Source organism: Salmonella sp. SJTUF15581 (genome assembly GCF_043356775.1).
Classification (GTDB): domain Bacteria; phylum Pseudomonadota; class Gammaproteobacteria; order Enterobacterales; family Enterobacteriaceae; genus Salmonella; species Salmonella enterica.
On the sequence record NZ_JBEUJY010000002.1, the window covers coordinates 511784 to 530420 of the forward strand.

The window sequence follows — 18637 nt, forward strand, 5'->3', positions numbered from 1 at the left end:
GCTATTCTTAGTTTGATTACTTTAAAAACAAGTGATTGAACCATTATTGAGGCGAAAATGGATTGGTATTTAAAGGTTTTAAAAAATTATCTGGGATTTGGCGGCCGCGCGCGACGCAAAGAGTACTGGATGTTTATTCTGGTCAATATCATCTTTACCTTTGTGTTGGGCCTGCTGGACGCCATGCTTGGCTGGCAACGCGCCGGGGGTGAAGGCGTTCTGACCACCATTTACGGCGTTCTGATCTTTTTACCGTGGTGGGCCGTGCAGTTCCGTCGTCTGCATGACACTGACCGCTCCGCATGGTGGCTACTGTTGCTACTTATCCCCATTATCGGCTGGCTTATCATCATCGCGTTCAACTGCCAGAATGGTACGCCGGGCGACAACCGCTTCGGCCCCGATCCGAAACGTTTTTCCTGATGGCGGCGCGGCGCCGCTTTTAAAGCGCCGCGCGCTATTTATTTTCCGGCGAATAGCTTAGGTATTTCCCGCAGGCACCAGGCTTTTGCCTCCCCCATACTGTCGCGCCGCCAGGCCATAATAATATCGATTTCGCTGGTCGATTCCGGGCTGACCACGCGTAGCCGCCCTTCGGCAATATCCTGTTCCACCATCGAATATGGCATGGTCGCGACGCCAAGCCCGGCCAGCAGCGCCTGACGTTTATCTTCAATCGTGCTTACCGTCAGACGTGGCTGCTTATCCAGCAGTTGCACCGTTAATACCGGCCGCTCGCGCGCGGTATCCGCTACCGCTACGCCGCGGTATTTAACCCGCGTCACTTCCGAAAGCGGCTCCGGCTCCTGATGAATAGGGTGGTCAGGCGCGGCGACATACACATTCATTAACGTATACAACTTACGGGAGTTAATTTCCGACGACGATCGAAAATGCATATCCGGGGCGATAACGATATCCGCCCGTCCCTGCTCAAGCCGCTCCCATGCGCCAGCCAGTACTTCGGTAATCAATGAAAGCTGCGTATTGGCTTTAGCGGCCAGCCGGTCGATCAGCGGAAAAAAAGCAGGCGTCGGTACCAGAGCTTCAGTGACCAGCGTCAGATGCGTTTCCCAACCGCGGGCCAACGCTTCAGCATCCGTCGTTAACTTGTCTGCCGCTTCCAGCAATACCCGCCCGCGTTCCAGCAGCATACGTCCGACGTTGGTGAATTTTGTACGATGGCCGGAGCGATCGAACAGTACAACGTCCAACTCTTCTTCCAGCTTCTGCATGGTGTAACTCAGCGCGGAGGGCACCCGCCCCAACTCATCAGCCGCTGCGGCAAAACTGCCCCGGCGGTCAATGGCGTCCATCACACGCAATGCTTCAAGCGTCAGCGCTCTCTCTTTAGCCATAACGTTCTCATTCAGGAAATTTGAACATACCGGGCAGAATATCTGGCTAACAATGCAGCGTCCAGCCCCTTAACATAAAAGGAAGTAAAGAGAGGTTAATAACGATGATTACGACCCGAACCGCCAAACAATGTGGACAGGCAGACTACGGATGGCTACAGGCCCGCTATACCTTCTCCTTTGGACACTATTTCGACCCTACACTGCTGGGCTACGCGTCGTTGCGCGTACTGAACCAGGAAGTGCTGGCGCCGGGCGCCTCTTTTCAGCCTCGAACTTATCCAAAGGTGGATATTTTAAACCTGATTCTGGACGGCGAAGCGGAATACCGCGACAGCGACGGCAACCATGTACAGGCTAAAGCGGGCGAAGCGTTACTGCTCGCCGCGCAGCCGGGCATTAGCTACAGCGAACATAATATCAGCAAAGTTAAGCCGTTAACCCGAATGCAACTGTGGCTTGACGCCTGTCCTGAACGGGAAAACACGCTGGTACAAAAAATCCCACTCCTGGCGGCGCAACAACAGCTTCTTGCCTCGCCCGACGGTGAGCAAAACAGCTTACAACTGCGCCAACAGGTCTGGGTACATCATATTACGCTGGAGAAAGGCGAATCGCTTAATTTCCAGCTTCACGGGCCGCGCGCCTATTTGCAGTCGATTCACGGTACGTTCCACGCGATGACGCACAACGAAGAACGCGAGGCATTAACCTGCGGAGATGGCGCATTTATTCGTGATGAACCTAACATTACGCTGGTTGCCGATACGCCGCTGCGCGCATTACTGGTAGATTTACCGGTGTAGTCAGCCAGAAAAGGAGTCACAAGATGAGCAAAAAATCGGCGAAGAAACGTCAGCCCGTGGTAAAACCTACCGTACAGGAGGCGATGAGCGCCACTGTGCCGCTGGGCTATGAAGAGATGCTAACCGAACTGGAAGCCATCGTGGCGGACGCCGAAGCCCGGCTGGCAGAAGAAGAGGCCGCAGCCTGAAATCATGCCGGATGGCGACGCAAGCGCCCGATCCGGCTGATAACAGGTAGACCCGATAAGCGCAGCGCCATCGGGCAACACGCTGCCCCGACGACATGCCGGGGCGTTATTATTAATGCGCTTTACTGGCCATAATCTCGATGATCTGCTTGTCTGTCTGCTGCATTGAGCGACACGCCAGCGAACACAAATTCGAAATAGATTGTTCGACATTGTGCGCCACAATCCCTTCGTTTCCGGTCACCGCCGTATCATCCAACGCCATCAGTACGGCTTTCCACGCCGCCGACGCGCTGGTAGAGACTTTCATCGCGCAGCTATTCGACGCGCCATCGCAAATCATCCCGCTGACATCGCCGATCATACTGCTGATAGCCATTGCGATAGTGTCATAACGACCATCTATCAGCCACGCCATACCCGCCGCCGCGCCCATCGCCGCCGTGGTTGCCGCGCACAGAGCCGACAAACGCGGAAGCTGATGGTGAATATAGATAGCGCTCAAATGCGATAACATTAGCGCGCGCGCCAGGCGTTCGTCATCGGCGCCGACATGTTCAGCAACCACCATGACTGGCACCGTGGCGGTAATCCCCTGGTTGCCGGAACCGGAGTTGCTCATCGCGGGCAACGTGGCGCCGCCCATTCTGGCGTCTGACGCCGCGCTGGTACGGATCAAAATCGCCGTGGAGAGATCTTTCGCCAGCAGACCGCGATCGCACTGTTTGGCCAGCGTCGAACCGATATGCAGCCCCCAGGAACCACGCAGTCCCTCCTGCGACAACGCGCCGTTTAGCCTGGCCGCATCGAGAATAAAGCGAATAGCGTCAAAGGGCACCGCATTCACAAACGCCAGGATCTCTTCCAGCGAGGTATGAGACAGCACTCCCAGCGGCGAGGTTTTTTCTTCTTCCTGCGCATTATCGGCTTGGGTAAATACCACGCCCCTGTCGGTTTCTATCCGCACAATGTTTGTATGATCGCCGACGATCGTGACACATGCCCAGCTATCGCCGCTATACACTTTCGCCCGTGAAAACAGGATATCGTTACATGGCTCCTGCAACATCACTGCGACATGTCCGGCGGCCAGCATCGCTTTTGCATCGGCAACGGCTTTAGCGGAAGCGTCTTTTAACACCTCCAACCCGGCTTTCGCATCACCGCCCAACGCGCCAAGCGCCGCGGCGATCGGCAGCCCTACCATTCCCGTTCCTGGAACGGTAACGCCCATACCATTTTTCATCAGATTAGGCGAAACCCACGCGTCAATGCGTTCAACTGTGCCGTCAAGTTCAGCCGCCGCCGCCGCTGCCGCCAGCGCCAGTGAAATTGGCTCAGTACACCCCAGCGCCGGTTTTACTTCTTCCTGTACGGCCAGGATAAAACTTTGCCACAATGGATTTATTTTAGATTCAAACATAACAACAACCTTAATCTCAGGTATATCAAGAGAATGCCAGGAACGGAGAAACGCATAGCAGCAGACCGGTAATAATAATCAGGTACAACGAAGCGCCTTTATATTTGTGCAATGCGGGAACCTTGTAGACCAACCATGCCGGAATTAAACAGCCCACCATACCGAAGATAGGGCTACAAATAGAGGTGAAGCTCAGTACCGGCGCGTTGAGCACAATGGCGCTCCAGGCCAGCAAAATAGCGAAAATCATAATGCCGCGCTGTACCAGATTTTCCTTAATCTTCTCGGCGGGCATTTTGCGGCGCAGGATATTCATCACAATGCCTTGCGTCGCTTCGCGGAATCCTAAGTAAACGCCAAAGAAGGCGGTCATGACGGCAAAGATGTTCAGAATTACGCTAACCACTTTGACCCAGCCTGCGCCATCGCCGCTAATAAATTGCGCGGCGATCGCCAGGGCGGAAATATTCTGCTCATAGGCTTTCACCGCTTCGTCATGCCCCATCGCCAGGGTAAAGGAAACCGCATAGAAAAAGACGGTAACGAACAGGACGCCAAACGCGATATTCATGGCGCGCAGCGCTTTATGACGTGCGACCTCAATAGATTTTTCGCGTGAACGGTAAGAGATCACCATTGGGCTTAACGTCTGGATAAATAAAATCGAGGTCAGCGTAAATGGCAGGGTAATAATGGCGTTTTTAATCAGCAGGGCCATCGGCGGCAGCGCGCCAATGTTATACAGATGCCACATACCCACCATAGAGACGCCCAGCGCCGCCACTACCAGTAGCTTGGTCAGCACCATGCCGGTGGAGATTTTGAACAGTAATTTTTCACCGCGTGAGGAAATCGCTACCAGGATGCAGATCAGCACCAGACCATAAAATGGACTATCGGAAAGTAATCCTTCCGTTACGCCGAAAGTATGCAGATAAGAGGCGCTGTCGTTAGTAATCGCCGTAGAATAGACGAACATCCAGATGACGAGCATCACAAAGTACAGCGCGCCTAATAAAATACCCCAGTTTTTGCCCAGATAGCCGCTGATCACGCTGGGGTAGTCTTTACATTCCGGGGATTCCGCCAGCGTATTAATAAACAGCCGCTGGAACAGGTACATGGCCGGATAGCCAATAATAGAAGAGAGTAAAAAGACCCAAAGTCCCATCAGGCCAACCTGGACAGGAAGAAAAACGATCCCTGCGCCGATCGCCATCCCGATACTCATAATGACCCAACCGGTGTCGGTACTATCAAATTTGATGGCTTCACGCCATTCGCTTTCTGTCATCCCTGCCCGACGCGCCGGGGCTGATGCGTCGAGGATTACGCTGGTATTACTAGCCGATTCCATAGAATTCTCGCTCAATGTGTAGGTAGAGGTTTTTTTATTTTTCGTGCCGCAGCAAGGCGATATGCAGAACGTGAGGTGCAGGTACTTTCTTGTAATAAGAAAATCATACGCGCACGATAAGAGAAAAACTTACCAATAAAACGCCTGCATTTCTTGTGGGTTAAGAATTTTTTTCTATTTACTATTGGTTTAATGTTGTTATTTTCTCTATTTGACGCATATCACAACAAAAAAGGGCGCACGTTGGTGCGCCCTTTTCTCAGCTTCTGTCTTCTGCGTTATCCCATAGCCTGCTTACTCTGCGCCTGTCGGGCCTATCCACAAACGACTTTAATCGCCAGACCGCCGCGCGACGTCTCGCGATATTTGTCGTTCATGTCTTTACCCGTTTCGTACATGGTTTCGATCACTTTATCGAGCGAAACCCGCGGCTCAGAGGTACGGCGTAGCGCCATTCGCGCCGCATTTACCGCTTTAACGGCGTTAATCGCATTACGTTCAATACAAGGGATTTGTACCTGACCCGCCACCGGGTCACAGGTGAGGCCAAGGTTATGCTCCATCGCAATTTCCGCCGCAATACAGACCTGCGCCGGGCTGCCGCCCAGCAGTTCTGTCAGCCCCGCCGCCGCCATCGAACACGCGACGCCAACCTCGCCCTGACACCCCACTTCCGCGCCGGATATCGAGGCGTTCATCTTGTACAGCATGCCAATCGCCCCCGCCGACAGCAGATAGCGGGCGATAGAGTTGGCATTGACCGGACGACGGAATTTGTCGTAATAGGCCAGCACCGCAGGAATAATGCCGCACGCGCCGTTGGTCGGCGCGGTGACCACTCGCCCGCCCGCCGCGTTCTCTTCGCTCACGGCCAGGGCGAACATGTTAATCCAGTCGATGACGTTCATCGGATCGCGGGAAAGATTATCGCTGGAGACCAGCAGACGCCGTAACGCTACCGCTCGGCGTGGAACGTTCAGCGGCCCCGGCAGCACGCCCTCAGTATTCATGCCACGTTCAATTCCGGTCGCCATCACCTGCCAGATGCGGGCAAAGCCAGCGTCAATCTGCTCTTTGCTCCGCAACGCCAGTTCATTTTGCATCATCAGGCCGGAAACCGAGAACCCCTGTCTTTCACACAGCGTCAACAGTTCGCTGGCGGAATGAAAATCATACGGCACCGATTTTTCTACGTCGTGCGACTGGCCAAAGCGTTCCTCTTCGACAATAAAGCCGCCGCCAATAGAGTAATACGTTTTGTGTAAAAGCGGCGTTTGTCCGTGCCAGGCGGTAATACGCATACCGTTTTCATGGCGCGCCAGGGTTTCAGCGTGAAAGAAAATACTGTCGGCGACGGGAAAATCCACCACATGCGCGCCACCCGCCACCGATAAACGGCTGCTGCGGGCAACCTCCTGGATAAACGCCGGAATGCTATCAATATTGACATCCTGCGGCGTATTGCCCGCCAGGCCCATAATGACGGCGGTATCGGTCGCGTGGCCTTTGCCCGTCAGCGATAGCGATCCGTAAAGATCAACCGTGATGCGCGTCGTTCGCGGCAGGTCGCCGCTGTCGATCAGCCGATCGATAAAACATTTTCCTGCATTCATTGGCCCTACGGTATGGGAGCTTGAAGGTCCAATGCCAATCTTAAAAATATCAAATGCGCTAATCATATCTCCCCCTAAGATTACCGTTCAGTGAAGATCCGTCGCGGGGCGATCCACACGATCGCCCCGTTCACGTTACATCGCCTGAGTAAAGGTGCGCGAAATAACGTCCTGTTGCTGCTCACGAGTCAGCGCATTGAAGCGCACGGCATAGCCGGAAACGCGGATCGTCAGGTTCGGGTAGTTTTCCGGATGTTCAATCGCATCCAGCAACATTTCACGGTTCATGACATTGACGTTCAGATGCTGCCCGCCTTCTACCTGTGCTTCATGATGGAAATAGCCGTCCAGCAGGCCGACAAGATTGGTTTTCCGCACCGCATCTTCTTTCCCGAGCGCCGCAGGCACAATCGAGAAGGTGTACGAAATACCGTCTTTGGCGTAGGTAAACGGCAGTTTCGCCACCGACGTCAGCGAGGCTACCGCTCCTTTGCGGTCACGACCGTGCATCGGGTTCGCCCCCGGCGCGAACGGCGTTCCGGCGCGGCGTCCATCCGGCGTATTGCCAGTCTTCTGCCCGTACACGACGTTCGAGGTGATGGTCAAAATGGACTGCGTCGGCACCGCATTGCGATACGTCGGCAACACGCTAATTTTTTGCATAAAGCGTTTCACCAGGTCGCAGGCGATGCTGTCCACGCGCTCATCGTTGTTGCCGTACTGCGGATACTCGCCTTCAATAGCGAAGTCGATGGCAAGGCCATTTTCGTCGCGAATCGGTTTCACCTGAGCGTACCTGATGGCGGACAGGGAATCCGCCGCCACCGACAGTCCGGCGATGCCGCACGCCATCGTCCGATACACATCACGGTCGTGCAGCGCCATCAGCGAAGCTTCATAGCTGTACTTATCGTGCATGTAGTGAATGATGTTCAGCGCGCTAATGTACTGCACCGCCAGCCAGTCCATAAAATGGTCGAGGCTCTCCATTACCGTGTCGTAATCCAGCACCTCATCCGTTAACGGCGCGGTTTTCGGCCCAACCTGGATTTTCAGTTTCTCATCAACGCCGCCATTGATAGCGTACAGCAACGTTTTGGCAAGGTTGGCGCGCGCGCCGAAGAACTGCATCTGCTTACCGATGACCATCGGGCTGACGCAACAAGCGATAGCATAATCGTCGCTGTTAAAGTCGGTACGCATTAAATCGTCGTTTTCATACTGCAAAGATGAGGTCACGATGGAGACCTGCGCAGCATATTTCTTGAATGCCACCGGCAACGCTTCTGACCACAGTATGGTCAGGTTCGGCTCCGGCGCTGGCCCCATCGTGTGCAGGGTATGCAGATAACGGAAAGAGTTCTTCGTCACCAGCGTGCGGCCATCAAGCCCCATCCCGCCAATAACTTCGGTGGCCCAGATCGGATCGCCGGAAAAGAGCGAATCAAATTCCGGCGTGCGCAGGAAGCGCACCATGCGGATCTTCATGATGAAATGGTCGATCAGCTCCTGCGCCTGCTGCTCTGTCAGAAGACCCGCGTTGAAATCGCGCTCAATGTAGATATCAAGGAACGAGGCGGTTCTTCCCAGCGACATTGCACCGCCATTTTGCGATTTTACCGCCGCCAGATAAGCGAAGTAGAGCCACTGTACCGCTTCCTGCGCGTTCCGCGCCGGGCGGGAGATATCGTAGCCGTATTTCGCCGCCATCTCCTGCATTTGCAGCAGCGCGCGACGATGCTCCGCCAACTCCTCACGCAGGCGAATCGTCGCCTCAAGATTCTGTCCCTGCTCCAGATTCGACTGCAGATCGGCGAATTGCAGCTCGCGTTCGCGCACCAGATAACGGATGCCATACAGCGCGACACGACGATAATCGCCAATAATGCGCCCGCGACCATAACCATCCGGCAAACCGGTTAATACGCCGGATTTACGGCAGCGCAGCATATCCGGCGAGTAAACATCGAATACGCCCTGATTATGGGTTTTCCGCAGGTCGGTAAAGGTATATTCAAAATCGGCGTCCATTTCGCGGCCATAAGCGTGGAATGAACTTTTGATCATGTTAACGCCGCCAAACGGATGCAAAGCGCGTTTAAGCGGCTTATCCGTTTGTAAACCGACGATTTTTTCCAGCTCTTTTTCAATATACCCCGCATCGTGCGCGGTAATCGTCGTCGCGATGTTGGTATCGAAATCCACCGGCGCATGGGTCGCGTTCTCGATACGTATTCCCGCCATCACCTTTTCCCACAACGCCGTGGTCGCTGGCGTCGCGTCGGCGAGAAAAGATTCATCCCCCTCATAGGGCGTATAGTTATGCTGAATAAAATCACGGACATTAATTTCTTCTTTCCAGTCCGTACCTTTAAAATCACGCCATGCTTCGGCATACAGCATATCGCTGGTATCGATATTTACCTTCATGAAAAATAATCTCTCTACAGAACAGCCGTTAAGTTATGCAAATTCCACTGGTGCTTTCACGTTGCCTAAATGAATGGCATCAAGGGCAATCATTTTCTCTTCATTCGTGGGAATAACAGCGCAAATAACCTGAGAAGGGTTAGCGGAAATAATGCGCTCGCCGTGAGAATTCGGCTGCTTATTCATTTCAACGTCTAACGTAAGCCCCAGTACGCCCAAATGTTCAATGGCCAACTGGCGAATTAATACTGAATTTTCACCAATACCGCCGGTAAAAATAATGCCATCCAGCCGATGTAACGATGCCGCGTGTCCGGCAATATGACGGGCGATACGGTGGACAAATGTTTTTATCGCTAACCGGGCGCGCTCATGTCCTTCGTGCCAGGCTTTTTCCAGGACTCTAAGGTCGGATGACAACCCGGAGATGCCGAGCAAACCGGACTCTTTATTCACCACTCGCTCCAGATCGCTCAACGTCTGCCCGGTTTCTTTGGCTATCCACGCCATCGCGCCGAAATCAACGTCGCCGCTGCGAGTACCCATCATCAGCCCCTCAAGCGGCGTCATCCCCATTGAGGTATCCACGCTCTGACCATTGCGTACCGCGCAGATAGACGCCCCATTGCCCAGATGCGCGACAATCAGACCCGAGTTTTTTTCATCGAGGTCAAGCAGTTCATACGCGCGCCGCGAAACATAGCGATGCGACGTACCGTGAAAGCCGTAGCGACGCACACCCAGGCTGGAAAAATATTCCCACGGCAATCCGTACAAATAGGCTTCCGGCGCCAGCGTCTGGTGGAAACTGGTATCAAATACCGCCACCTGACGCACGGCCGGGAAAAGGTGCCGCGCCGCGTCAATGCCGCTTAAATTAGCGTAATTATGCAGCGGCGCTAAAGGTGATACCCGACGAATATTATCGATAATCTCATCGGTAATAATGACGGACTGCGTAAATAGCTCTCCACCGTGCGCGATACGGTGACCAATTAATGCCACGCTATCCGTTAAATCACGTTTTTCCAGCTCAAAGGCAATGGCTTTTAACGCGTCCTCATAATTAGAGTGCGCGAGGTTTATCGGCTTATCGCCATTAATAGATAAAAAGGCGTTTTCAGTATTCATCCCATCTGCTATTCCCGCCATTAAAACATCACAGGTAGCGACATCCAGTACAGAGAATTTGATAGAAGATGATCCGCAATTAATGACCAGAACGACCGGAAATTCATTCATGTAGTGCCTCCGTCGATGTCAGCCTGCGTCCACGCCCTGGGGCGGAACGCAGGCTAAACGTGAGGATTAGAACAATTTGTAGACAATATTCAGGATGGTCAGCAGACCAATCAGGGTGACGAACACGTTATCCAGACGACCACGGTACTTCGCCAGCGACGGCGCTTTACGAATGGCGTACATCGGCAGCAGGCATAACAGCGAGGCGATAATCGGCGCGCCCATCGCTTCAATCAGGTCCAGAATGTTCGGGTTTGCGTAAGCTACGACCCAGGTAGACCCCATAATGAAGATCATGCTGATGGTGTTAAGCTTGCCCATAGAGACTTTGGTTTTATCGCCTTTATAACCGAATTTCAGCACCAGGCCGTTCAGCCCTTCCAGCGTCCCCAGGTAGTGACCGAAGAAAGATTTGAAAATAGCAACCAGCGCGATGATAGACGCGCCATACTCCAGCACCGTTGCAAAAGTAGATTTTGTCCCCGACAAAGAGGCGAAATGGTTGGCCAGGTAGGAAAGTACCGGAATGTTCTGCGCTTTCGCATCCGCCATGTTCTGTGGAGAGAGCGTAAACAGGCAGCTAAAGGCGAAGAACATCACCACGGCGACCATCAGCATACTGGCGCGCGAGATGATCTGTGAACATTTACGCTCGGTAAATTCGCGGCCAAACTCTTTCTCATACTCTTCCCGCTTAGACACCACGAAGGAAGAGACGATGGGCGAAAAGTTAAAGGAGAACACCATGATAGAGATGCCCAGCCACACCGTAACCAGTATGCCATCGTGCCCGGTCAGCGCGATATTACTGAGATCAACCTGATCGATAACCGCCGAGTTCCAGTAAGGAATCAGCGATAATGAGATTAGCACCAGGCTGGCGATAAACGGCCATACCAGGTAACTCATCACCTTAACCATCAGATCTTTACCAAACCAGATCACAAAGGCCATCAGCAGCAGCAAGAACAGCGCCACGAAACCGCGATTCAACGCTGGCATCTGCAACTGGTTTTCCCAAAACGTCATGAACGTGTTAGTGATGGTGACGCCATAAATCCACAGCAGCGGACAAATCGCAAAGAAGTAAAGGAACGTGATAACTACCCCGCCCGTTTTACCAAAGTGCTCTTCGACCGTTTCCGTAATATTGCCGGACGGATTAGATCCGGATAAACACAGACGCGCCAGCGCCCGGTGACAATAGAACGCAATGGGGTAAGCTAAAACCAGCATCAGCAGAATGGGGATAAGCCCGCCAAACCCGGCGCGGATAGGGAAAAACAGCACCCCGGCGCCAATGGCGGTACCAAATAAACCCAGCGTCCACGTCGTGTCCGATTTACGCCATGACGACTGTTTTGCCTGGCTGGATACAATGCTATCAGTAGTACTCATATCCTATCCTCACGAAAAGATTAAGCGTCAACTAAACCCGTAATTTGTGATACACGAGAAAGATCGATATTGCCGCCAGAAATAATACTGACCGTTTTTCTGTTCTGAATATGACTATCTAATTTCCCGCTTAATAGTGCGGCGCAGGCCAGTGCGCCAGCGCCTTCAGTAATAACCTTATTGCGCTGAATTAAAGCGATCATGCTGTTACGAATTTCATCTTCGCTAACCAGAACAATGTCATCGACTAATTCACGAACAATTTCATAGGTTAAATTACCCGGGCGGGAGACATCACAACCATCCGCCAGGGTGCCGGTCGTTCGGTGCGTGGTTATTTCGCCGGCGTAATAAGACGCCGCCATACCGTGAACATTTTCGGCCTGTACGCCGATAACTTTAATGGTTGGGTTAATCGATTTAATCGCAATGGCAATACCTGCAATTAAACCACCGCCGCCAATAGGCACGATGACATTATCGACATCGTACAGATCTTCCATAATTTCCAGACCAATAGTGCCCTGCCCGGCAATGACTTTTGGATCGTCGTAAGGCGGAATAAAAATGCGGCCTTCGGTTTCGACAATTTCACTCACCTTAGCAATGGTGTCATTGAAGTTGTCACCGTGGAGCACCACTTCCGCCGAATAATCACAGGTGGCCGCCACTTTTGACTTTGGCGCGCCCTTCGGCATCACGACTTTGCCGTCAATACCCAGCATTGCGCAAGAAAGAGAAACGCCCTGTGCATGATTACCTGCGGAACAGGCCACGACGCCTTTACGTTTTTCCGCCTCCGTTAACGAGCTAAGTTTGTTAAAAGCGCCACGAATTTTAAATGAACCCGTACGCTGCATATTTTCAAACTTGAGAAATATTTCGCCTTTGCAACGTTCACTAAAATAGTTAGAGCGAGGCATTCCCGTTTTATATATCTTCCCCGCCAGTCTTTTTTTCGCTTCGAGGATATCTTCAATTGCAACCGGGAGATCGTATGTAATGTGCATTATAACCTCTTAACCTGGGTATTAAAAATAAGTTACCGTTGCCCACTGTTCAAAAGAAACAGGTGGCGTCAATTTCGCTAAATATGTTTATTCCATATCATTCAATTTCTATTAACTGCCTGCGTCTGCATCCATTATATGATGAATATTGCTTAGCCAATTCTACTAATACTGAAGCGGCTTTTTTGATACGATAATTTTTAGACCATACCGCCGCATAACGTGCGACGGGTAATGTGTCTTTGATTGGTATCGTGATAAATTGATTAGAGCCAAAAGGCGTGGTCATATCGCAGGGAATAACAGTTAAGAAATCAGCATTGAGAACAAGATTATATATTGTGACAACGGAATCTGTTTTAACAATGTTTTCGATGCTGATGCCATTTCGTTGTAGAGTGGTGAGTAATTCGCTGTAGTAGCCCATATTCGTTTGCGGCAACACCCACTGTTCGTCTTTTAACGATTCCAGTGTGATGGTGCCGGTGCATGTTCGGGACTTGCTGGCTACCAGGACAAACTCTGATTCAAACAGCGGCTCGACATGCAGATCCTGTAGCTGCATTTCATTACTGAGCGTACCGATAGCAAAGTCCAGCCGCCCGTCGCGCAGGGCCGGCAGGAATGAAGAGAGCTGGGCTTCGTACATGGATACCTGCGCTTTTGGAAAGACCTCTTTGAACTTATGAATCATATCGGACATGAAGGTAAAGCCAATCAGCGAAGGAAAGCCAAACGAGACGTCGACAACGGTATTGCACGTCATACTGTTCATCTCGTTGATCATGTTTTTCATTTCGCGGGTGATAGATTCAGACCAGGAAAGCAGTACCTGTCCCGCTTCGGTCAACGTAACGCCGGTATTTTTACGTACAATTAGCTCAACGCCAAAATAGGCCTCAACATCGCTAATGATTTTACTGACGGCGGGTTGGGTTAACCCTAACGATTTTGCGGCAGAACCGATAGAACCACTTCTAATGACTTCCTGAAAGACCACCAAATGCTGTGTTTTAGGGAGAACAAGAGTATTCATATCTACCGCTCTGAAATAACATTGTGAACGGCAGGAAGTGTAGCAAATTAAATCTTAAAGGTTATGTGCGACCACTCACAAATTAACTTGCCGCAATTTTTACATGGTCTTTATTAAATAAATAAAATCTGTTATTTCAATGAGTTACAAAAATAAAACAGCAACTTAGTCTGATTTCAATCAAAAAATAGGGTCGGGATAACGATATATTATGGCGATAACCAGCCTATTTTATCTCCTATTTTCGACATCCCATGAAGGCGATATTTCAATCAATTACGGGACATTTTATCGACAATTCCAGCGTTAAATTTAAAACGTAATTTCTCAAATTTAAGTATAAACCGAAGGTAAATGCGCTTAAAAACCGTTACGCGTCACATTTTTTTACCTTATTTGTTTGTAAAGAAACATTTAATAAAATTTTAACCAAAATATTTCATACATTTAATTTTCATTTACAACAAATAATTTACACCGTTTTCTTGCTGTTTTTCAGGATGTAATTTTGTGAAAGAAATCGATTGCTTTTCACTTCAACTAAAAAGAGCGCAATCCATAGCGTTTTGTGTTTCTCATCACAAAAACGAATAATATTATGTCACCACGGCTGTCAATTAATTGCCGGATAGTGACGCTGGCGTCTTCTGCAACCTCTATACCCTTCACCGGCCTGATAAGCAAAAACCCGCCGAAGCGGATTTTATGAAGAGGTGAAACTGACCGATAAGCCGCTTTCTTTTGGGTATAGTGTCGTGGACAGTCATTCATCCTGTCGCCCTGTAAAAGCAAAAACCCGCCGAAGCGGGTTTTATGAAGAAGTGAAACTGACCGATAAGCCGCTTTCTTTCGGGTATAGCGTCGTGGACAGTCATCCATCCTGCCGCCCTGTAAAAGCAAAAACCCGCCAGCTTACACTGACGGGTTTTATGAAGAAGTGAAACTGACCGATAAGCCGCTTTCTTTTGGGTATAGCGTCGTGGACAGTCATCCATCCTGCCGCCCTGTAAAAGCAAAAACCCGCCAGCTTACACTGACGGGTTTTATGAAGAAGTGACACTGACCGATAAGCCGCTTTCTTTTGGGTATAGCGTCGTGGACAGTCATTCATCCTGCCGCCCTGTAAAAGCAAAAACCCGCCAGCTTACACTGACGGGTTTTTGCATGAAGAGGTGAAACTGACCGATAAGCCGGGTTCTGTCGTGGACAGTCATTCATCTAGGCCAGCAATCGCTCACTGGCTCAAGCAGCCTACCCGGGTTCAGTACGGGCCGTACCTTATGAACCCCTATTTGGCCTTGCTCCGGGTGGAGTTTACCGTGCCACGGACTGTTACCAGCCGCGCGGTGCGCTCTTACCGCACCCTTTCACCCTTACCTGATCCCACTTACGTGGGCCATCGGCGGTTTGCTCTCTGTTGCACTGGTCGTGGGTTTCCCCCCCAGGCGTTACCTGGCACCCTGCCCTATGGAGCCCGGACTTTCCTCCCCTCCGCCCGTCTCCCCGAAAGGTCGACGACGAAGCGGCGACTGTCTGGTCAGCTTCGGCGCGCAGTATAGAGGGTTCGCGCGACTTTGTCACCCTGCGCTGCGCATTCCTATCGCCAGAGCGGCAGCAACATTTCTGGATGCCCGATAAATATTGTCAAAAGCGCCCCGAAAAGCCTCCTCCAGCGTCACGATGCGCGTGAGTACGCTAAAGACAGCGTCGATGCCATAGTGATGCACTACCCCTACATCGTGCGTCAGGCTGCCGGCAATGCCAATCACTGGCTTATGATATTTTTTCGCCACATTCGCGACGCCAATCGGCACTTTACCGCGAATACTTTGGCTATCAATCCGCCCTTCTCCCGTCACCACCAGCGTACAGTCGTGGATATGCTCCTCCAGGTTCAGTGCCGCCGTGACAATTTCGATCCCGCTGCGTAATTCCGCACCGAGAAAAGCCATTAACGCCGCCCCCATACCGCCTGCCGCGCCTGCGCCGGGCGCCGCCTTTACGTCGACATTCAGCGATTTTTTTATGATGTCGGCATAGTGAGCAAGATTTCTGTCCAGCTCAACAATGTTCTCTTCGGTCGCGCCTTTCTGCGGCCCAAAAATTCGTGATGCGCCGTTGTCGCCGATCAGAGGATTAGACACATCGCAAGCGACACGAATAGCGCAGAGTTTTAAACGGGGATCGAGCTCTGAAATATCAATGTCGCTTAGACAATGAAGGCTTCCGCCACCGTAACCGATATCCGCGCCGTTTGCATCGCGCAGTTTTGCGCCCAGCGCCTGCATCATCCCTGCGCCGCCGTCATTTGTCGCGCTGCCGCCAATGCCGATAATGATATTGCTTGCGCCGCTTTCCAGCGCCTGCAATATCAGCTCCCCCGTTCCCCGCGAGGTAGTAATCAAAGGGTTGCGTTTTTCTGGTGGAACCAGCGCCAGTCCGCTGGCCGCCGCCATTTCAATAAACGCGGTTTTACCATCCCCGGACATTCCCCAGCAGGCTTTCACTTTTTCACCCAACGGCCCGGTCACCCATGCGGTGCGTTCAACGCCCTGCGTCGCGGCAATCATGGCTTCGACCGTTCCTTCGCCGCCATCGGCAACCGGAACAGAGACATATTGCGCATCGGGGAAAATTTCCCGAAATCCTTTTTCTATCGCCTGCGCTACCTCGGCGGCAGAAAGGCTTTCTTTGTAGGAGTCGGGGGCAATTACGATTTTCATAGTGGTAGCCTGTTACTGCACAACGCCGGATGGCGTTTCACTTATCCAGCCTGAAATTCAGGCCCGGATCGCTACACGCCATCCGGGCACAACGTCGTTAGCGAGTGACTTCCACTTTCGCCAGTTTTTCGTAGTAGCACGCCAGCGCGCTATGGTCGTCATTACCGTGTCCATCCGCGCGTAACGCCTGCATCATTTCCATAACGGCGGCGGTCAGCGGGAGCTGCGCGCCAACGCCGTGGGAGGTATCCAGCGCATTCGCCAGATCTTTAATGTGCAGATCGATACGGAAACCTGGCTTAAAGTTTCTGTCCATGACCATCGGCGCTTTCGCATCCAGTACCGTGCTGCCAGCCAGACCGCCGCGAATCGCCTGATAGACCAGATCCGGGTTGACGCCCGCTTTAGTCGCCAGCGTCAGCGCTTCAGACATGGCGGCGATATTCAACGCCACGATTACCTGGTTAGCCAGTTTTGTGACGTTGCCTGCGCCGATATCGCCGGTATGCACCACGGAACCCGCCATCGCTTTCATCAGGTCGTAGTACTTGTCGAAAATGGCTTTATCGCCCCCCACCATCACCGACAGCGTGCCATCAATCGCCTTCGGCTCGCCGCCGCTGACCGGCGCATCCAACATCTCAACGCCCTTCGCCTTCAGCGCATCGCTGATTTCACGGCTTGCCAGCGGCGCGATAGAACTCATATCAATCAATACGGTTCCCGGCTTCGCGCCTTCGATGATACCGTTCTCGCCCAGCGCAACCTCTTTCACATGCGGAGAGTTAGGCAGCATCGTGATGATGACGTCACACTGTTCAGCGATCGCCTTCGCCGTAGAGGCCGTTTCCGCGCCTGCGGCAATGACGTCGGCAATCGCTTCAGGATTACGATCGGACACCACCAGCGAATACCCTGCTTTCAGTAAGTTTTTGCTCATGGGCTTACCCATGATGCCTAAGCCAATAAAGCCAACTTTCATCGTCATAGCGTTCTCTCTTTCCATACCAGGATTATTTTTTAAAGGTGTCGGCAAGCTTCTGCGTGCTGGCGCGGAATGCGCCTAAATCGCTGCCAACGGCGACAAAGGTCGCGCCCCATTCCAGATAACGGCGGGCATCCGCCTCTACCGGCGCCAGAATGCCGCACGGTTTACCGTGCGCTTTAGCGCGGGCGAAAATATGTTGAATCGTCTGCTGCACGTCAGGGTGAGAAGCATTGCCGAGATGACCCAGCGCGGCGGCCAGATCGCTGGGGCCGACAAAAATGCCATCAACGCCTTCCGTTGCGGCGATGGCATCAACATTGTCGACACCCAACTGGCTTTCGATTTGAACAATAATGGTGATGTTTTTGTTCGACTGCGCAAAGTAATCAGGCACCGTACCGAACATATTCGCGCGGTGAGAAACGGAGACGCCGCGAATGCCTTCCGGCGGGTAACGCGTCGAGGCGACGGCGCGAGCCGCTTCCTCTTGCGTTTCAACAAAGGGGATCAGGAAGTTATAAAACCCAATATCCAGCATCCGTTTGATAATGACCGGTTCATTGGTTGGCACACGTACCACAGGCGCGCTGGCGCTGCCTTTCAATGCCATTAACTGCGGAATTAAGGTGGTCACATCGTTCGGCGCATGTTCGCCATCCAGCACCAGCCAGTCAAATCCCGCCAGACCGAGAACTTCGGTGGTGATTGGGCTTGCCAGTGCAGACCAGCAGCCAATCTGCACCTGTTGCGCCGCTAGCGCCGCTTTAAACTTATTCGGGAAAATAGCGTTATTCATCGCTTATACCTTCGCTTATTTCTTTAATTCTCTACATGTGATGCCGCCACCATAACTTATAGCAACGACAATAAAATGCTTATCTGAAATCAGAATGGGTCTCCGCATTCTATTTCTAATGTGGTACACATCCTGTAGCACAATATACCGTTCTGATATCTTTATCGTCTTTTATTATTATCATGGTATTTTCAAATAACTCGTCAGATACACTGAATTCGCCATTCAGTATAAACAGCCTATGGCGGATAATCATTGTGCAAACGCTC

16 protein-coding genes and 1 other RNA gene are annotated in these 18637 nt (G+C 51.9%); 4 read left to right on the forward strand and 13 right to left on the reverse strand.

Translation table 11 applies throughout. From position 1 onward, the window contains the following. Positions 1-57 precede the first annotated feature (57 nt). The gene (locus ABVN36_RS05985; protein WP_000384139.1) at positions 58-423 is read left to right on the forward strand and encodes a DUF805 domain-containing protein; all 366 of its coding nucleotides are present in this window, start codon (positions 58-60) and stop codon (positions 421-423) included. Between the two features lie 38 nt (positions 424-461). Here the strand turns inward: ABVN36_RS05985 and yhaJ are convergent, their stop codons facing one another. Next, complete coding sequence (gene yhaJ / locus ABVN36_RS05990) at positions 462-1358, reverse strand: DNA-binding transcriptional regulator YhaJ (protein WP_001041026.1); 897 nt, start codon at positions 1356-1358, stop codon at positions 462-464. A gap of 104 nt (positions 1359-1462) precedes the next feature. On the opposite strand from yhaJ, the gene ABVN36_RS05995 reads away from it, so the two are divergent. After that, positions 1463-2164, forward strand: coding sequence for a pirin family protein (locus ABVN36_RS05995; protein WP_000633547.1), 702 nt, complete (start codon positions 1463-1465; stop codon positions 2162-2164). A gap of 23 nt (positions 2165-2187) precedes the next feature. Next, entirely contained in the window at positions 2188-2352 is a 165-nt protein-coding gene (locus tag ABVN36_RS06000) for a hypothetical protein (RefSeq protein WP_000039328.1), read from the forward strand. A gap of 112 nt (positions 2353-2464) precedes the next feature. Here the strand turns inward: ABVN36_RS06000 and ABVN36_RS06005 are convergent, their stop codons facing one another. The 8 genes from ABVN36_RS06005 to tdcA all read right to left on the reverse strand — a co-directional run bounded on the left by ABVN36_RS06005 (position 2465) and on the right by tdcA (position 13861). Beyond that, complete coding sequence (locus ABVN36_RS06005; RefSeq protein ID WP_023138717.1) at positions 2465-3775, reverse strand: serine dehydratase subunit alpha family protein; 1311 nt, start codon at positions 3773-3775, stop codon at positions 2465-2467. Between the two features lie 25 nt (positions 3776-3800). Continuing rightward, positions 3801-5132 carry an amino acid permease gene (locus tag ABVN36_RS06010; protein ID WP_000443189.1) on the reverse strand — a complete coding sequence of 444 codons (1332 nt, stop codon included), beginning with the start codon at positions 5130-5132 and terminating at the stop codon, positions 3801-3803. Positions 5133-5446: 314 nt separating this feature from the next. Then, positions 5447-6811 (reverse strand): L-serine ammonia-lyase, encoded by a 1365-nt coding sequence (tdcG, locus tag ABVN36_RS06015; RefSeq protein ID WP_023138716.1) that lies wholly within the window; start codon positions 6809-6811, stop codon positions 5447-5449. A 69-nt stretch (positions 6812-6880) separates the two neighbouring features. Beyond that, positions 6881-9175 carry a formate C-acetyltransferase gene (gene pflB, locus ABVN36_RS06020; RefSeq protein ID WP_023138715.1) on the reverse strand — a complete coding sequence of 765 codons (2295 nt, stop codon included), beginning with the start codon at positions 9173-9175 and terminating at the stop codon, positions 6881-6883. A gap of 33 nt (positions 9176-9208) precedes the next feature. Continuing rightward, on the reverse strand, positions 9209-10417 hold the full coding sequence (tdcD, locus tag ABVN36_RS06025; protein ID WP_001001854.1) for a propionate kinase: 1209 nt from the start codon (positions 10415-10417) through the stop codon (positions 9209-9211). 66 nt (positions 10418-10483) lie between these two features. Continuing rightward, entirely contained in the window at positions 10484-11815 is a 1332-nt protein-coding gene (tdcC, locus tag ABVN36_RS06030; RefSeq protein WP_000108129.1) for a threonine/serine transporter TdcC, read from the reverse strand. Positions 11816-11835: 20 nt separating this feature from the next. Continuing rightward, positions 11836-12825: a bifunctional threonine ammonia-lyase/L-serine ammonia-lyase TdcB gene (gene tdcB, locus ABVN36_RS06035; RefSeq protein ID WP_000548368.1), complete on the reverse strand. Its 990-nt coding sequence runs from the start codon at positions 12823-12825 to the stop codon at positions 11836-11838. 97 nt (positions 12826-12922) lie between these two features. Then, the gene (gene tdcA / locus ABVN36_RS06040) at positions 12923-13861 is read right to left on the reverse strand and encodes a transcriptional regulator TdcA (RefSeq protein ID WP_001094907.1); all 939 of its coding nucleotides are present in this window, start codon (positions 13859-13861) and stop codon (positions 12923-12925) included. A gap of 713 nt (positions 13862-14574) precedes the next feature. Here tdcA and ABVN36_RS06045 point away from each other — a divergent pair. Then, positions 14575-14802, forward strand: coding sequence for a hypothetical protein (locus tag ABVN36_RS06045; RefSeq protein ID WP_001747714.1), 228 nt, complete (start codon positions 14575-14577; stop codon positions 14800-14802). Positions 14803-15031: 229 nt separating this feature from the next. Here ABVN36_RS06045 and rnpB read toward each other — a convergent pair. The 4 genes from rnpB to garL form a co-directional block, all read right to left on the reverse strand. Next, positions 15032-15406, reverse strand: an RNA gene (gene rnpB, locus ABVN36_RS06050) — RNase P RNA component class A. Between the two features lie 32 nt (positions 15407-15438). Further along, positions 15439-16584, reverse strand: coding sequence for a glycerate 2-kinase (gene garK, locus ABVN36_RS06055; RefSeq protein ID WP_023138260.1), 1146 nt, complete (start codon positions 16582-16584; stop codon positions 15439-15441). Positions 16585-16681: 97 nt separating this feature from the next. Next, complete coding sequence (gene garR, locus ABVN36_RS06060; RefSeq protein ID WP_000178106.1) at positions 16682-17572, reverse strand: 2-hydroxy-3-oxopropionate reductase; 891 nt, start codon at positions 17570-17572, stop codon at positions 16682-16684. A gap of 25 nt (positions 17573-17597) precedes the next feature. Continuing rightward, positions 17598-18368: a 2-dehydro-3-deoxyglucarate aldolase gene (garL, locus tag ABVN36_RS06065; protein WP_001057715.1), complete on the reverse strand. Its 771-nt coding sequence runs from the start codon at positions 18366-18368 to the stop codon at positions 17598-17600. Positions 18369-18637 lie beyond the last annotated feature (269 nt).